Consider the following 15244-nt stretch of genomic DNA (forward strand, 5'->3'; position numbering starts at 1 on the left):
CTTGGGCTACTGTCCGGGCGCCCCGCCTGTTTAGGGAAATTTTCTATGGTTATGGCCCGTTACAAGGCTTTGTTTCTGGCGTTGACGGCGGCTGTGGCCGGGCCGGCGGCGGCGGCTCCTGTGTCTCCGCGCGCGGCCTTGGCGCAAATCGCCAAATGCGCGCCGGCCGCGCCCTGCGCCGCGCATCTGCCGGTGCGGGTGGTGGTGGTCACGCTGTTTGAAATCGGCAAGGATGAGGGCGACCGCCCCGGCGAGTTCCAGCTCTGGAAAGAGCGGGCGAAGCTGACCGAACGGATCCCTTTTCCGCAGGGCTATCACGACCTCTATTACAATCCCGAAACGCAGGTTCTGGGCATTGTGACGGGCATGGGCAATATCAAGTCGGCCACCGCCGCGCTGGCGCTGGGGCTGGATCAGCGGCTCGATTTGTCCCACGCCTATTGGCTGGTGGCGGGTATTGCCGGGATTGATCCGGCGGCAGGATCGGCGGGCAGCGCGGCATGGGCGCGCTATCTGGTCGATGGCGATATGGCGCATGAGATTGACGCGCGCGAAATCCCCAAGGGCTGGAAATATGGCTATTTCCCGATCCACGGCTCGACCAGGGTGGAGGGCGATCCGCTGGCCGGTCCGGCGCCGGTGGCGGCCAATGGTGAGATGTTTGCTTTGAATGCGGGCCTCGCCCAATGGGCTTACGGGCTGACCAAGGATCTGAAACTGCCCGACGATGCCTCGATTGCGGCGCAGCGCGAACTCTACAAGGATTTCCCCGAAGCCCAGAAGCCGCCGCATGTGATGATGGGCGATCAACTGGCCGCGATGACCTATTGGCATGGCGAGAAGATGACCCAATGGGGCCGCGACTGGGTCAAATACTGGACCAATGGCAAGGGCACTTTCGTCACCTCGGCGATGGAGGAAACGGGGATTATCCAGAGCCTTGAATATCTGACCAAGGTGGGCCGGGCGGATCGCAACCGCGTGATGGTGCTGCGCGCGGGATCGAATTTCACCATGCCGCCGCCGGGCATGGGCGCGGCGGAAAACATGGCGCGCGAGAATGCGGGCTATTCGGGCATGACCGCCGCGCTGGAGGCGCTCTATGCCGCCGGGTCCAAGGTGGTGGGGGAAATCACCACGCATTGGCCGAAATATGAAAAGGCGGTTCCCTAAGTCTTTCGTTTTAGGAAACCTTGGGCGCGGGCGGCGAAATCCGCCCCGTCGAAGGCCGAGGCGAAGAGGGCGAGGGATGCCTCGTCCTCTTGGGCTTGCCCCGCGATCACCCGGGCGATGGTGTGCAATGTGGCGCCATGGGTGAAGGCGGAATTGGCGGTGATGGCGCGCAGGGGCTCATGCGCGCTTTCGGCGATTTCCTCGATCAAGCCGATGCGCAGCGCTTCCCCCGCCCCGATCAGCATGCCGGTCAGCATCAGCCGCCGCGCCTGACCCGGCCCGACCAGATTGACCAGCAGCGCGGTGTCATGCAGCGGATAGGCCAGCCCCAGCCGCGCGGGCGTAATGCCGAAACGCGCGCGCGCCGTGGCCACGCGCATATGGCAGGCAAGGATCAGCCCGCATCCCCCGCCGATCGCATCGCCATCCACCATCGCCACCAAGGGCTTGGGGCATTGCGCCAGCGCCGATTGCGCCGCATTGATCGCCCCCTGCGTCGCGGCGCGCAGCACCAGATCCTCACGCGCGGCCAGCATTTCGCCAATATCCGCGCCTGCGCAAAACAGGCCCGGCGTGGCCGAGGTCAGGACAATCGCGCGCACATCGGCATCATCCACCGCTTGGCCCAGCAAGTCCGGCAAGGCCTGCCACATGGCAAGGTTCATCGCATTATGACGCTCGGGGCGCTCGATCAGCAGGCGCGCGATGGCGCCGTCCTTGTCCAGTTTCAGCATGGGCGCCTCTTACCTGATCATACGCCCCGGCAACAGCGCGCCTATAGTCGCAGCGCGGATAGATTAACTCATCGCCAGCACCATGTTGCGCACCTGCGGATAGACCTGCTTTTCCCATTTCGAACCGGCAAACACACCGTAATGGCCCACGCCCGGCTGCAAATGATGCCGCCGCAAATGGGGGCGCAGCGAGGAACACATCTGATGCGCGGCGGCCGTCTGGCCCACGCCGCAAATATCGTCGCGCTCGCCCTCGACGGTCAGCAGGGCGGTCTGGCGGATGGCGGCGCAATCAATGCGGCGGCCCCGGTGCATCATCTCGCCCCGCGCCAATGTGGCCTGTTGAAACACCTGATCAATGGTTTCGAGATAGAATTCCGCCGACAGGTCCAGCACTGCCATATATTCATCATAGAAATCGGCGATCTTCTTCGCCTCGGCCTCGCGTTCATCGACAAGGGCCTGATAGAGCTTGCGGAATTGCCCGAAATGGCGGCCAAGGTTCATCGACATAAAGGCGGTGAGCTGAAGGAAGCCGGGATAGACCCGACGCCCCGCGCCCTTGTAGCGCGAAGGCACGCGCGAAATCAGATTGGCCTCGAACCAGCCCAGCGTATTGGCATTGGCCAGTTCATTGACCACCGTGGGCGCCTCGCGCACATCCAGCGGCCCGCTCATCAGCGTCAGGCTGCGCGGGGTGGCCGGATCGCGTTCGGCGCTCATCACGGCCACGGCCGCCAGCGCCGACACGCAGGACTGGCACACCGCGAGCATATGGCTGCGCGGGCCCAGTTCGCGCAGGAAATGGATCAGGTAATCGGTGTAATCCTCCAGCCCGAACCGCCCCTCGGCCAGTGGCACATCGCGGGCGTTTTTCCAGTCAGTCAGATAGACATCGTGATCGCGCAGCAGCACCTCGACCGTATGGGAGAGTAGCGTGGCGTAATGGCCCGACAGCGGCGCCACCACCAGCATCTTGGGCTGGGGCGTCATCACCTCGTCCTTGGCGAAATGGATCAGATTGCCAAAGGGCCGCTCAAGGGCCACTTCCTCGCGCACGGCCGCGCGCGCATTGCCCACGCGCACCTCTTTGATCCCGAAATCGGGGCGGGCGTGGGTGATGGTCGAGAGCTTGTGAGTCGCACACAGCGCATGAGCCCGGCGCGGCCAAGCCCACACATCCGCCCAGGGCCAGAGCCGATCACGCGCCTCCAGAGCCAGCGCCGCCATCCGCCGTGATGGCTCCATCATGTCGCAATAGGTCTGATAGGCCTGATAAAGCATCGGCTTGGCTCCACCCATTCTTTTGCCCCAGACCGCGATTCGCATCGCCGCCATGGGGAATTATCGGCTGATGCTGCGCTGCGTCATTGCGCTTGGCAAGAGTTTATGCTGCAAAAGCGAGAACAGCGCAGAGAGGAAGCGAGTCATGGCCAAGGCAACGCTCACCATTTCCAGCAAAACCTATTCGGCATGGTCGCTGCGCGGCTGGCTGCTGACGCAACTGGCCGGGCTGGAGGTCGATGAACAGCGGGTCGAAAATGACGCGGCCGACCGCGCCGAACTGCTGCTGCTCAGCCCCTCGGTGCTGGTGCCGCGCCTGACGCATGAGGGAGCCAGCGTGTGGGATACGCTGGCGATTGCCGAATATTTGAACGAGCTTTATCCCGATGCCCGGATGCTGCCCGCAGACCGCATCGCGCGCGCGCATTGCCGCTCGATCAGCGGCGAGATCCATTCCGGATTTACCAATCTGCGCTCGGCCCTGCCGATGAACCTGAAAGTGCGGCATGAAAAGTTTCCGGTCTTTTCCGGCGCGCGGCCCGATATCGAGCGGATCGAGGTGATCTGGCAGGAATGTTTGAGCAAATATGGCGGCCCGTTCCTGTTCGGCGCCGCGCCCACGATTGCCGATGCCATGTATGCGCCGGTCACCACGCGCTTCCTCTCCTATGCCGTGGGGCTCAGCGCGCCCAGCGCCGCCTATTGCCAGACCATTGCCGCATGGGCGCCGATGGTGGCTTGGCGCGAGGCCGCGCTGGCCGAGGCGGAGGAGTTTGAAGACCTGGATGTCGAATTCTGAAACGCGCCTCTCGATAGAATTACGCAGACGGCGCGGGCCAGCATTTTAGCGCTTTGGATTGTAATATTCGCCCCTTATTGAGCGCGCCCATTGGGGGGAATATCGGGTGATGAAATTCAGGGTTCTGGCCGTCCTGGGGCTTTTGGGCTGGGCGCCCGATGCGCGCGCGCAGGATGGTTTGCAAATTTCAGGCAGCATTCGCGCGCGCTACGAGGCCATTGAGGGCCAGCCGCGCGCGGGCGGCAATGCCAGCGATCAGTTGCCGGGCCTGCGCACGATTTTGCGCGCCGATTGGAAACATGGGCCAATTGAGCTTGTCGGCGAAATCTATGACAGCCGGGAATGGAACGCCAATCCCGGCACCCCGCTTTCCACCAATGACGTCAATGTGATGGAGCCGGCACAGGCCTATGTCATGGCCGATCTGGGCGCGGCATTGGGCAAGGGAACCAAGACCACGCTTCAGGCCGGGCGGATGCTGGCGCGTATCGGCTCGGGGCGTCTGATCGCCTCGGACGATTATCGCAATTCCACCAATTCCTATACTGGCGCGATTGCGACCACCGCGATGCCGGGCGGTTATACTTCCACGCTGATCTATCTGATGCCGCATCTGCGGCTGCCCGATGATGGAGTTTCGCTGCGCGACAACCGCTTTGCCCTGGATTCGGAGAATGCGAATATTGCGCTGACCGGCGGCGTGTTGGCGCATCAGCGCAAGGGCAGTCCGCTGCTGTCCGAAATCAGCTTTATCCATTTTGGCGAGCGCGACGCGCCCGGCCATCCCACCCGCGATCGTTCGCTCAACAATCTGGGCCTGCGCGCGGGGCTTGATCCGCGCCCGGGCCATTGGGACGCGGGGTTTGAGGGCATTTACCAATGGGGCCATGTCAGTGCCAGCACTGCCGCCAATGCCGCCACGCTGACGGCCAGCGCAACCTTCCTGCGCGCCTCGCTGGGCTATAGCTGGGCGGGCAAGTGGAAGCCGCATGTGCTGGCCGAATTTGATCGGGCGAGCGGCGACGGCACCTCGGGCACTTATGGTCATTTTGACTCGCTCTTCGGCTTTCGTCGCGGCGATCTGGCGCCCAGCGGCCTGTATAATGCCGTGGGCCGCGCCAATATCGCCTCGCCGGGCCTGCGCGTCGAGGTCACGCCGAGTGCACGTCTGGATGCCTTTATCGGCTGGCGCGGGCTGTGGCTGGCCGACAGCCATGACAGCTTTTCCACCACCAATGTTCGCGACGCCACCGGGCGCAGCGGCGATTTCGCGGGCCATCAGTTCGATACGCGGTTGCGCTGGTGGGTAAAGCCGAAAAGACTTCGTTTTGAATTTGATGGGGTCTATTTGGCGCGTGGTGCGTTTATGAAAAACGCGCCCAATGGACGGCGCGGCGATACGCGCTATGTGTCGTTCAATCTGATCGGTTATTTCTGAATTTGGCGGCGTGATCGGCCGCCTGTCGCAGGGGGCTGTGAATTATGTCGGTGGGTTTGATCGCGCTGCTCGATGATGTGGCGATGATTGCCAAGGCGGCCGCCGCTTCGCTGGACGATATGGCGGCTGGTGTGGCGCAGGCGGGCAGCAAGGCGGCGGGGGTGGTGATCGACGATGCGGCGGTGACGCCTGCCTATGTCTCCTCCTTTACCCCCGACCGCGAGTTGCCCGTCATCGCCCGCATCGCGCGGGGCAGCCTGTTCAACAAGCTGGTGATCCTGCTGCCGCTGGCGCTGGCGCTGTCGGCGCTGCTGCCCTGGGCGATCACGCCGCTGCTGATGCTGGGCGGGCTGTTCCTGTGCTATGAGGGCGCGGAAAAACTGCTGGAGAAGCTGGGCGGCGAAGCGCATGGCGAAACGCCGGACAGGCCGGCGGGCGACGGCAGGGCGTTTGAGGCCGCGCGCGTCAAGGGCGCTGTGCGGACCGATCTGATCCTGTCGGCTGAAATCATGGCCATCGCTCTGGCCGAGGTCACGGATAAACCGCTGGTCGAGCGGGCGGTCATTCTGGGCATTGTGGGCGTAGGCATCACGGTGCTGGTTTACGGCGTGGTCGCGCTGATCGTTAAGGCGGATGATATCGGCCTGCATCTGGCGCGGGGCGCGGTGGGGCTGCGCCGGGCCGTCGGGCGAGCGCTGGTGCAGGGCACGCCGCCCTTGCTGACGCTGCTGGCCAATGTTGGCACGGCGGCGATGCTGTGGGTGGGCGGCGGCATTCTGCTGCATGGCAGCGAACAACTGGGTCTTGCCGCGCCCGCCCATTGGCAGCATGGCGCGGCGCATGCGGTCGAGATGGCGGCGGGTGCGGCGCTTGGCTGGATCGCGGGGGCGGCGATGGCCGGACTGGCCGGATTGGCGGTGGGGATGGTCGTTGTGGGGGTTCTGCACGGATTGCCCGCTCTTTTGCGGCGGTCGTGAAAAAGGGGCCTTGCGGCCCCTTTGATCAATGCGGCAGGTTTTCGGCCTCTTCGCGTTCATAACGATTGTTGATTTGCGTCAGGCGGTCGGTGTCGGTCCTTTCGCGCCGACTGGCATGGTGCAGCACCAGATCCTCAAAAATGTCGGGATGCAGCGGACGGTCGAACTCCAGCCCGGCGTCATCGCCAAGCAGCCACATCACGGTCGCCTCCTTGGGCGCCAGCAAGGGCAGGCACAGCGTCACCTTGTCGCCGCAGCGCAGCCCCGCGATGCCCTCGACCCGCGCCCCGCCGCAGGTCAGGTTTTTCATCAGGGCCGGTCCGCGATACTCGCCAAAGCGGGCGCGCACCATCAGGTCAAAGCTGACGCGTTCGGCGCGGGGGACGTAAACTACTGTATCCTCGATCGTATTCAGCAGCATGGCTTGGCTCCGGCATTTCCTCTCGGCATCCATTAGAACGGGGGAAAACCGGAGAAATTAAGATCCGCGCCCTGCTTTTTCAGCTCCGGGCCGGGTTTAAAATTCGGCCCAGTCATCCGCCTCGCCTGTCGGCTCCGGGGTCGGCTGAATGGCAAGGGCGCCATCGCTGCGCGGCACGGGAACCAGCCGGGGCGGCGATTTGGCGCGGGGCAGGGGGATCGGGGCGGACGATGACAGACCGCCCAGCGATCCGGCGCTGTGGCCCGCCGCGCGCTCGATGCGAAACCGCCCGACCAGTTGCGACAATTCCTGCGCCTGCGAGGCAAGGCTGCGCGCGGCGGCGGTGGCCTCTTCGGCGATGGCGGCATTGGCCTGGGTGTTGCGGTCGATGTCGCCCACCGATTCGTTGATCTGCACCAGATTGCCCGCCTGTTCGCGGCTGAGGCTGGCGATGGTGATGGCAAGGCTTGCGATGTCGGCGACCTTGCCGGTGATGCGCGTGAACGCCTGACCCGATTGATCGACCAGCGAGACGCCGCGCGTCACCTGATCGACGCTGGTGCCGATCAGGCTGCGGATGTCCTTGGCCGCTTCGGCGCTGCGCTGGGCCAGCGCGCGCACTTCATTGGCGACCACGGCAAAGCCTTTGCCCGCGTCTCCGGCGCGTGCCGCCTCGACCCCTGCGTTCAAGGCCAACAGGTTGGTCTGAAACGCGATGCCGTCGATGACGTTGATGATCTGGGTGATCTCGCGGGCGGAATTCTCGATGCTGGCCATGGCGCCCACGGCCTCGCGCACCACCTGGCTGCCCTTTTGCGCCTCGTCCTGGGCTTCGTTGACGCTGATTTCGACGCGGCTCGCGCCTTGCGCGGCATCGTTGATGCCATGGGTCAGGCTGTTCATCGCCGCGGTGGTTTCCTCCAGCGTGGCGGCCTGATGTTCGGTGCGGGTGGAAAGATTGTCCGAGGCGCTGCGAATTTCGGCCGAACCGGCGCTGATCGTTTCCACCGCCGAGGTCACACCGTTCAATGCCGAATTGACCGCGTGGCGCATGGCCTCGAAATCGGCCTGCAATTTGGCGTATCCATCGGGCAGGTCGGTCAACGTATGGGTCATATCGCCATTGGCCATGGCCTCAAGCGCGTCGGAAAGGCTGTCCACCACACTCTGGCGCTTGGCCTCTTCGGCGCGGAAATAGGCGCCCAGCGCGATGTCCATGTCCATGATGGCCAGTTTGACCAGCGTGGCGATATCCTGGGCCATCGCCCGCCCGCCCAACCGGCCGGCCAGTGAATGGCCGACCATGCCTTTGATCACATCCTGTAGGATGGTGGCATAGGCGCCGGTATACCATGTCGGCTCCAGCCCGATGCGGGCGTGGACATCGCCGATATGGCTGGCGCGCTGGAAATAGGATTGGTTCAGGCCATCGGCGTTTGTTTCGAACAGATCGACCCAATGGGCAAATTGTTTGTCCCGCGCGCCGCGTGCGGCGGTGCTGGTGGGGAAAAAATTGGCGATCGCGGGCGTGCGCGCCACGCGGCCATAGAACCGGTCGAGCGCAGCCGGTGCGAATTTGCGCAGAGAACGGGCGATTCGTGAGAAGGCTTTGTAGTCGTCATGCCCGACTTCGAAAAATTGCACCCGCAATTCGAGAGTCTTCGTGCTGCTTGTTTGATCTTTCGATTGCAAGTTTTTCATCGCTATCCCTCGTAGTCAATGGCTCGACGAATACTTCGTGTGAGAGTGCGATTTGTTTAGAGAGATGTGGTTTAACATCCGTCGGGGCACTTTTAGGCGTTGCTACTTATCAACCTGTCTTTTCGGTCATGCGCGCCAATTACGATGGAATACCGATCCTGTTTTCAGGCGAATCTAAAAAGCGTGGCGTTAATCGGGGCTGGCAACTCAAAAACAGACTTGCGAAGGGGAACCTAATGGCCCTGCCATCCAAATCGGCGCCATGCTGGCAAAAATTGGCCAATGGCGGATTGAAAAAGCTGCGAACCACCAACCTTGGCGCACAAATGCTCAGCCAGCGCCTTGAAATGAGCAAGCTTTCGCCCACACAAAAGGCGGATGAAGTTTATGATTTCTTTGTGAAATGGGAAAGAGGACTGGCCAATGAAATCGCACAGCTTAGCTCCATCTGACTTCGCTGGCGCGACGGCCGGGCGCATCAATGCGCTGGTTGCGCTGGATGATGCCATTGCCCTGATCCGCGCGGGCGCGCCTCTGGCGATTGCCGGGCGCAAGGAGGCGCTGGACCAACTGCCCGCCGGCAACTGGATCGGGGGCACCACGCCCTATTTCCTGACGCCGCAGGGCGGCGAGGTCATTGATGTCCAGCGCGTTTTCGTAACCGATTTTTCGGGACTGGGCGCGGTCACGGCGCATCTTTACGATGCCGAAAGCCTGCAGGACATCACCCAGGAAGCGCCCGAACACGGCTTTGCTCTTGCCATTCTGCCGTTTCAATCGCCCGCCCACCAACGCTTTGCCAAGGAAGCGGGCGGATATCCGCTGGCTTTCCTCAAGCCCACGGTGGGCTGGATCGCGGGCTTTGATCTGGGCGAGGAAGGCGCAAGCGCCTATGTCTATGATGGTTCGGGCAAGGGCGCGCAGAGCGATGGCGCGGCGGTGCTGCATATCCATCTGCCCGAAGGCATGATGCCCATCGTCGAGATCGTGAACATCTTTTCGGCCGATGGCATCGACACCTTGCACTTTGAAGAAGCCAGTTTCTCGCCCCATGATGTGATCGTGAACGGGCAAAAGCGCCTGTTTGCCGATTACATCCGCGAACGCGGGCTGGAAGGCGGCCAATTGCCGCTGGTGGGCGATTATTCGGGTGCGCGCATCAACGCCTCGCTGCGCGCGGTGGGCGATACGGCGGTTGCGCTTTACGCCCCGGTGTTTCCCGGCATCGATTATGCCTTTGCCGCCCCGGTTGCCGATTACCCCTCGGCTTTTGCGGCGCAATTTGCCCAGCACGAGCATGACGGCACGATGTGGTCGTGCAATTGCATCCTCAACTATCTGTTTGGCGATTTGGAGGGCAAGACGGTGGGCGGTGTGGCCGGTCCCGTCACCTTTGGCGAAATCGCCTATCAACTGGTCAACCAGACGCTGGTTCAGGTGCGCGTCATCTGAATTCCCGTCTGATGCGAAAAGGGGCGCGGGACCGTCTCCCCCCGCGCCCCTTTTTTGCGTCTTATCCGATCTGCTTCAACAGGTCCCGGGCAAAGAGTGTGAGCGTGTCATCGCGCGCGCCCATCACCACAATGCGGTCGCCCGGGCGCGCCTCCTGCGCCAGATAGGCCGCCACTTCATCGCGTGCGGGAATATAGCGCGCCCGGCCTCCGATCAGATCGACGATCCGCTGCGACCCTTGCGTGCGGTCCACCGTGCCGCCGAAATAGACCGGATCGCACAGGATCACCTGATCCTCGCCCGCAAGCAGTTGCGCAAAGGTTTGGGCCAATTCATGCCCCATCTGCCGCAGCGGGCCATAGCCGTGCGGCTGGAAAAACGCCAGAATGCGCCCCGGATGGGCTTTGAGCGTTTTGAGCGTCGCGCTCACCTTGTCCGGGTTATGGCCGAAATCGTCGATCACGGTGACGCCCTTCGCGCTGGTGCCGACAATATCGAACCGCCGCGCAAGGCCGGTAAAACCCGCCAGCGCCGCCACGCCCTTTGCCAGCGGCACGCCCGCCGCATCCGTCGCCGCCAGCGCCGCCAGCGCATTGGCCAGATTGTGCCGCCCCGGCACAGCCAGCGCCATAGAATAGGTCGCCCCATCACGCCGGTCGATCAGCGTGGCGGCAATAGCCGTGGGCGTTTCCACGATCGATCCCGCGACAACGCCAATATCGGCCTGCTCACTGTTCAACCCAAACGTCACCGCCCGCCGCGCCCGGCCCAGCAGACCTGCACTTTCCGCATCGTCGATATTGACGGCGGCCACATCGGCGCGGGCAATAAAATCGCCGAACAGATCGCGCAGCTCTTCCAAGCTCTTGTGATCGAGGCTGACATTGTTGAGCACCGCCACAGTGGGATTATAGAGCGCGATCGAACCGTCGCTCTCATCCACCTCGGACACGAACACGCCGCCCGCGCCCACCCGCGCCGATGCAAAGGGCGCGTCGGGGGCGACAAAATTTTTCATCACCGCGCCGTTCATGATCGTGGGGTCGCATTCCGCCTGCGTCATGATCCAGCCCGTCATGCCCGTCACGGTCGATTTGCCGCTGGTGCCGCCGATGGCGATCCGCATGGGCGCGGCGTTGAACAGGGTTGAAAGCAGTTCGGCCCGGCTCATCCGCACACAGCCCAATTCGCGCGCACGCACGACCTCGGGCACGCTGTCCTCCACCGCCGCGCTGGCGACAAGGATCTGCGCCCCATCGCGCATCCCGCTGCCGTCCTGAGCGAACAGTTCAAATCCAAGGCTTTCCAGCCAGGCGAATTTTTCCGGGGTGCGGCCCTGATCCCGGCTGCGGTCCGATCCGGCCACCTGCGCGCCCATGCCCCGCAAAATCAGCGCCAGCGGCAACATGCCCGATCCGCCAATGCCACAAAAAAACCACTGGGTCGAAATGAGCGCATCTTTGTCCATCCGCGCGGGTTAGGATGTGGCGCGAAGAGAAGCAACCGGCGTCTTTGCCTGTCGCATTGCTAAAGGCAAAAAACCGTTTCCCACTTTTTTGCGCGATGCTTTATGCCCCCAACTCATGACCAGCATAGCCATTTGCGCCCCCGCTTGCCCGATCACGCCCGAAGATGCCGCCCGCGTGGAGGCGATCGCGGGCGACTATGGGGCCAGCGTCCATATTCACCCCCAATGCTATGCCTCGGCAGGGCATTTTGCCGGGGATGACGCCTTGCGGCTCGCCGCTTTTCTGGAATGCGCGAATGATCCGGCGTTTGACGCGGTGTGGTTCGCGCGCGGCGGCTATGGCAGCAATCGAATTGCCCAAAACGCGGTGGCGCAACTGGGCGCGGCGGCGGCGCACAAGTGCTACATGGGCTATTCCGACATGGGCTATTTGCTGGGCGCGCTTTATCGCGCGCGGGTGGGGCGGGTATGCCATGGTCCGATGGTGGCCGATGGCCGCCGCGACGGGGGAGAGGCCGCCCTGCGTCGCGCTCTGGGCTATTTTACCGGCGAACGCGAAGGGCTTGAGCCATCTTTGGCGGACGAGAAGCATCCCGTGGCGGCGTTTAATCTGACCACGCTGGCCATGCTGGCGGGCACGCCGATCATGCCGGGGCTGGCGGGCCATGTGGTGATGATCGAGGAGGTCAGTGAACATCTCTATGCCATTGACCGGCTGATGTTTCATGTGACCGCGCATCTGGGCGGCGTGGCGGGGGTGCGGCTGGGGCGGGTGTCGGATGTGCCCGACAACGACCGGCCCTTTGGCGCCGAGGCGCAGGAAATCGTGGCCGATTGGTGCGCGCGCCATGCGATTCCCTATCTGGGCAGGGCGGATATCGGCCATGATGCGGATAACCACGTCGTTCCGTTTGGTCTTGCAACTGGCGTCCATCCGCAATAACCCGCGCCCACTTTGCATTTTTCAGGGATTATCGCGCAATGCGGGCTTTCGTTTTTCCGGGTCAGGGCAGCCAGAAGGTTGGTATGGGCGTCGAGCTGGCAGCGGCCAGCGCCGTGGCCCGCGAAGTGTTCGAAGAGGTCGATGACGCGCTGGGCCAGAAGCTCTCCGCGATCATGGCCGAAGGGCCGGAAGACGCGCTGACGCTGACCGAGAATGCGCAGCCCGCGATCATGGCCAATGCCATCGCCACGTTGCGCGTGCTGGAGGCCGAGGGCGGCATCCGTCTGGCCGACAAGGCCGATTTTGTCGCGGGGCATTCGCTGGGTGAATATACGGCGCTGTGTGCGGCGGGGGCTTTCAGCCTTGCCGATACGGCGCGTTTGCTGAAACTGCGCGGGCAATCCATGCAGGCGGCGGTGCCGGTGGGCGTGGGCGCGATGGCGGCCTTGCTGGGCGCGGATATTGAGAAGGCTTCGGCACTGGCCGCTGCGGCGGCTGAGGGCGAAGTCTGCACCGTGGCCAATGACAATGATCCGGGTCAGGTTGTCCTTTCCGGCCACAAGGGCGCGATTGAGCGGGCGATTGCCTTGGTGAAGGAGCATGGCATCAAGCGCGGCGTGGCGCTGCCGGTGTCGGCGCCTTTCCATTGCCCGTTGATGCAGCCTGCCGCCGATGCGATGGCCGAGGCTTTGGCGAAGACTGCGCCGGGCGCTCTGTCGGTCTCGCTGTTCGCCAATGTGACCGCTGATGTCGTGACCGATCCGGCCTTGGTGCAAAAACTGCTGGTCGAACAGGTTTGCGGCCGGGTGCGTTGGCGCGAAAGCGTGATCGCCATGCAGGCGGCGGGCGTTACCGAATTCGTCGAACTGGGCGGTAAGGTGCTTGGCCCGATGATCGGTCGCACCATCAAGGACGTAAAGATTACCAGCGTGGTGACGATGGCCGACATCGAAGCGCTGCTGAAGGAGATTTGAGCGATGTTTGATCTGACGGGTATGACCGCGCTGGTGACGGGCGCATCGGGCGGCATCGGTTCTTCGGTGGCCAAGGCTTTGGCCGGGCAGGGCGCGCGTCTGGCGCTCTCGGGCAGCAACCAGGCCAAGCTGGAGGCCTTTGCGGCCGAACTTGGCGGCGATCATGTGTGTCTGGTGGCCGATCTGTCGGACAAGGACAGCGTGGAAGGGCTGATCCCCGCCGCTGTGGCCGGTCTGGGCAAGCTGGACATTCTGGTCAACAATGCCGGGATTACGCGCGATAACCTCGCCATGCGCATGAAGGATGATGAGTGGGATGCCGTCATCCGCATCAATCTTGAAGGCGCGTTTCGCCTGATGCGCGCCGCGACCAAGCCGATGATGAAGGCCCGCTTTGGCCGCATCATCAACATCACCTCGGTCGTGGGCGCGACGGGTAATCCGGGGCAGATCAACTATGCCGCCGCCAAGGCGGGCCTTGTCGGCGCGTCCAAGAGCCTCGCGCAGGAACTGGCGAGCCGCAATGTGACGGTCAATTGCGTGGCCCCCGGCTTTATCCGCACGGCGATGACCGACGTCCTGCCCGATGCCCAGAAGGAAGCGCTGAACGGTCGCATCCCGATGGGCCGCATGGGCGAGGGGCAGGATATTGGCGCGGCGGTCGCTTTCCTTGCCAGCAAGGAAGCCGGTTATGTCACGGGCCAGACGCTGCATGTGAACGGCGGGATGGCAATGTTCGCCTGATGTCAAAAGGGCGGGGTGTTTCAGGCGCTCCGCCCTATCCTTTTGTCACGCTGCCCTCGGCCACGTGCCATTGCGCCGCCTTGCCGGCCAGCGCATCAAAGGGCGCGGTTTCCGTGCCGGTCATCCACACCTGCGCCGCGCCGCCCTCCAGCCTTTCAAACAAGGCGCCGCGCCGGATCGGGTCGAGATGGGCCGCCACCTCATCCAGCAACAGCAGGCGCGGGCGCTCCGCATCGCCCGACAATTCCGCATGGGCCAGCGTGATGGCAATCAGCATCGCCTTTTGCTCGCCGGTTGAGCATTCGGCCGCCGCCTGATTTTTCGCCGCCATGGTCACGCCAAGGTCATCGCGATGCGGCCCGGTCAATGTGCGCTGGGCCGCGCGGTCCCGGCGGCGTTGGTCGCGCAGCGCCTGCGCCAGATCCGCCGCCGCAATCCGCCCGCCCGCCTGATAGGTCAACGCAGGCCGCGCAAAGGGCGAGGGGGGCAGGGTTTCGAGCTTGGCGTTCAGCGCCTCGATCAACCGCGCCCGCCCGCCTGCCAGCGCGCCGCCCGCCTCGGCAATCTGCGCCTCTATGGCGTCCAGCCAGCGCGCATCAGGCTCCTGTGGGGCGGAGAGCAGGCGGTTGCGCTCGCGGATCGCGGCCTCGGTGCGGGCGGCATGGGCGGCATGGGCCGGGTCCAGCGCCAGCGCCAAGCGATCCACAAAGCGCCGCCGCCCGCCTGGCGAATCCATGAACAACCGGTCCATCGCAGGGGTCAGCCAGAACAGGCCCAGCCATTCCGACAGCGACAGCGCGCTGGCATCCGCGCCATTGACGCGCACGATGCGGCGGCCCGGCTTGTCCGGCGCGGTGCCTGTCCCCAAACGCACCCCCGCGCCATCGCGCAGCAGATCGGCCGAGACTGCAAAGGCCCCATCGCCCGCCTGACCCGCCATATCGGGCAGGGCGGCCCGGCGCAGTCCGCGCCCCGGCGCAAACAGCGAGATCGCCTCAAGGATATTGGTCTTGCCCGCGCCGTTCTCGCCCACCAGCAGGTTGAACTTGCCCGTCCCCTCCAGCGCGGTGGCGCGGTGGTTGCGGAACCAGCCCAGACGGATGCGATCAAGCGCCATGGGCCGCGCTGTAGCCGGA

Annotated in this window: 15 protein-coding genes; 9 read left to right on the forward strand and 6 right to left on the reverse strand. The window is 63.9% G+C overall.

What is annotated here, in order from left to right:
• The first annotated feature begins 45 nt into the window (after positions 1 to 45).
• Entirely contained in the window at positions 46 to 1173 is a 1128-nt protein-coding gene (locus PQ467_RS07620) for a purine nucleoside permease (RefSeq protein WP_274175892.1), read from the forward strand.
• On the opposite strand, the gene PQ467_RS07625 is transcribed toward PQ467_RS07620, so the two are convergent.
• Positions 1170 to 1907: an enoyl-CoA hydratase/isomerase family protein gene (locus tag PQ467_RS07625; protein ID WP_274175893.1), complete on the reverse strand. Its 738-nt coding sequence runs from the start codon at positions 1905 to 1907 to the stop codon at positions 1170 to 1172. The two genes, PQ467_RS07620 and PQ467_RS07625, sit on opposite strands and share 4 nt — an antisense overlap.
• 63 nt (positions 1908 to 1970) lie before the next feature.
• A complete protein-coding gene (locus PQ467_RS07630; RefSeq protein WP_274176111.1) occupies positions 1971 to 3191 on the reverse strand; it encodes a polyhydroxyalkanoate depolymerase in 1221 nt (406 codons plus the stop codon).
• A 145-nt stretch (positions 3192 to 3336) separates the two neighbouring features.
• On the opposite strand from PQ467_RS07630, the gene PQ467_RS07635 reads away from it, so the two are divergent.
• The 3 genes from PQ467_RS07635 to PQ467_RS07645 all read left to right on the forward strand — a co-directional run bounded on the left by PQ467_RS07635 (position 3337) and on the right by PQ467_RS07645 (position 6405).
• Positions 3337 to 3990 (forward strand): glutathione S-transferase, encoded by a 654-nt coding sequence (locus PQ467_RS07635; protein ID WP_274175894.1) that lies wholly within the window; start codon positions 3337 to 3339, stop codon positions 3988 to 3990.
• A 109-nt stretch (positions 3991 to 4099) separates the two neighbouring features.
• Positions 4100 to 5428: an alginate export family protein gene (locus tag PQ467_RS07640; protein WP_274175895.1), complete on the forward strand. Its 1329-nt coding sequence runs from the start codon at positions 4100 to 4102 to the stop codon at positions 5426 to 5428.
• Between the two features lie 44 nt (positions 5429 to 5472).
• Positions 5473 to 6405: a DUF808 domain-containing protein gene (locus PQ467_RS07645; protein ID WP_274175896.1), complete on the forward strand. Its 933-nt coding sequence runs from the start codon at positions 5473 to 5475 to the stop codon at positions 6403 to 6405.
• A gap of 25 nt (positions 6406 to 6430) precedes the next feature.
• On the opposite strand, the gene PQ467_RS07650 is transcribed toward PQ467_RS07645, so the two are convergent.
• Complete coding sequence (locus tag PQ467_RS07650; protein ID WP_274175897.1) at positions 6431 to 6826, reverse strand: hypothetical protein; 396 nt, start codon at positions 6824 to 6826, stop codon at positions 6431 to 6433.
• Positions 6827 to 6922: 96 nt separating this feature from the next.
• Complete coding sequence (locus PQ467_RS07655) at positions 6923 to 8527, reverse strand: globin-coupled sensor protein (protein ID WP_274175898.1); 1605 nt, start codon at positions 8525 to 8527, stop codon at positions 6923 to 6925.
• Between PQ467_RS07655 and PQ467_RS07660 the strand changes: the two genes are divergently transcribed.
• Both PQ467_RS07660 and PQ467_RS07665 read left to right on the forward strand, forming a co-directional pair.
• Positions 8497 to 8979, forward strand: a complete 483-nt coding sequence (locus PQ467_RS07660) for a hypothetical protein (protein WP_274175899.1) — start codon at positions 8497 to 8499, stop codon at positions 8977 to 8979. The genes PQ467_RS07655 and PQ467_RS07660 overlap by 31 nt on opposite strands.
• Positions 8951 to 9979: a DUF6976 family protein gene (locus PQ467_RS07665; protein ID WP_274175900.1), complete on the forward strand. Its 1029-nt coding sequence runs from the start codon at positions 8951 to 8953 to the stop codon at positions 9977 to 9979. The genes PQ467_RS07660 and PQ467_RS07665 overlap by 29 nt, the downstream gene beginning before the upstream one ends.
• A 61-nt stretch (positions 9980 to 10040) precedes the next feature.
• Here the strand turns inward: PQ467_RS07665 and PQ467_RS07670 are convergent, their stop codons facing one another.
• Complete coding sequence (locus PQ467_RS07670; RefSeq protein ID WP_274175901.1) at positions 10041 to 11447, reverse strand: glutamate ligase domain-containing protein; 1407 nt, start codon at positions 11445 to 11447, stop codon at positions 10041 to 10043.
• 115 nt (positions 11448 to 11562) lie between these two features.
• On the opposite strand from PQ467_RS07670, the gene PQ467_RS07675 reads away from it, so the two are divergent.
• From PQ467_RS07675 to fabG, 3 genes are read left to right on the forward strand one after another with little or no spacing between them, the layout of a single operon-like run.
• Positions 11563 to 12390, forward strand: a complete 828-nt coding sequence (locus PQ467_RS07675; RefSeq protein WP_274175902.1) for an LD-carboxypeptidase — start codon at positions 11563 to 11565, stop codon at positions 12388 to 12390.
• A 38-nt stretch (positions 12391 to 12428) separates the two neighbouring features.
• Positions 12429 to 13364, forward strand: a complete 936-nt coding sequence (gene fabD / locus PQ467_RS07680) for an ACP S-malonyltransferase (protein ID WP_274175903.1) — start codon at positions 12429 to 12431, stop codon at positions 13362 to 13364.
• Between the two features lie 3 nt (positions 13365 to 13367).
• Positions 13368 to 14108, forward strand: a complete 741-nt coding sequence (gene fabG / locus PQ467_RS07685; protein WP_274175904.1) for a 3-oxoacyl-[acyl-carrier-protein] reductase — start codon at positions 13368 to 13370, stop codon at positions 14106 to 14108.
• A gap of 34 nt (positions 14109 to 14142) precedes the next feature.
• On the opposite strand, the gene recF is transcribed toward fabG, so the two are convergent.
• A complete protein-coding gene (gene recF, locus PQ467_RS07690; RefSeq protein WP_274175905.1) occupies positions 14143 to 15225 on the reverse strand; it encodes a DNA replication/repair protein RecF in 1083 nt (360 codons plus the stop codon).
• Positions 15226 to 15244 lie beyond the last annotated feature (19 nt).

The sequence above is a fragment of the Novosphingobium sp. KACC 22771 genome, assembly GCF_028736195.1.
GTDB lineage: Bacteria > Pseudomonadota > Alphaproteobacteria > Sphingomonadales > Sphingomonadaceae > Novosphingobium.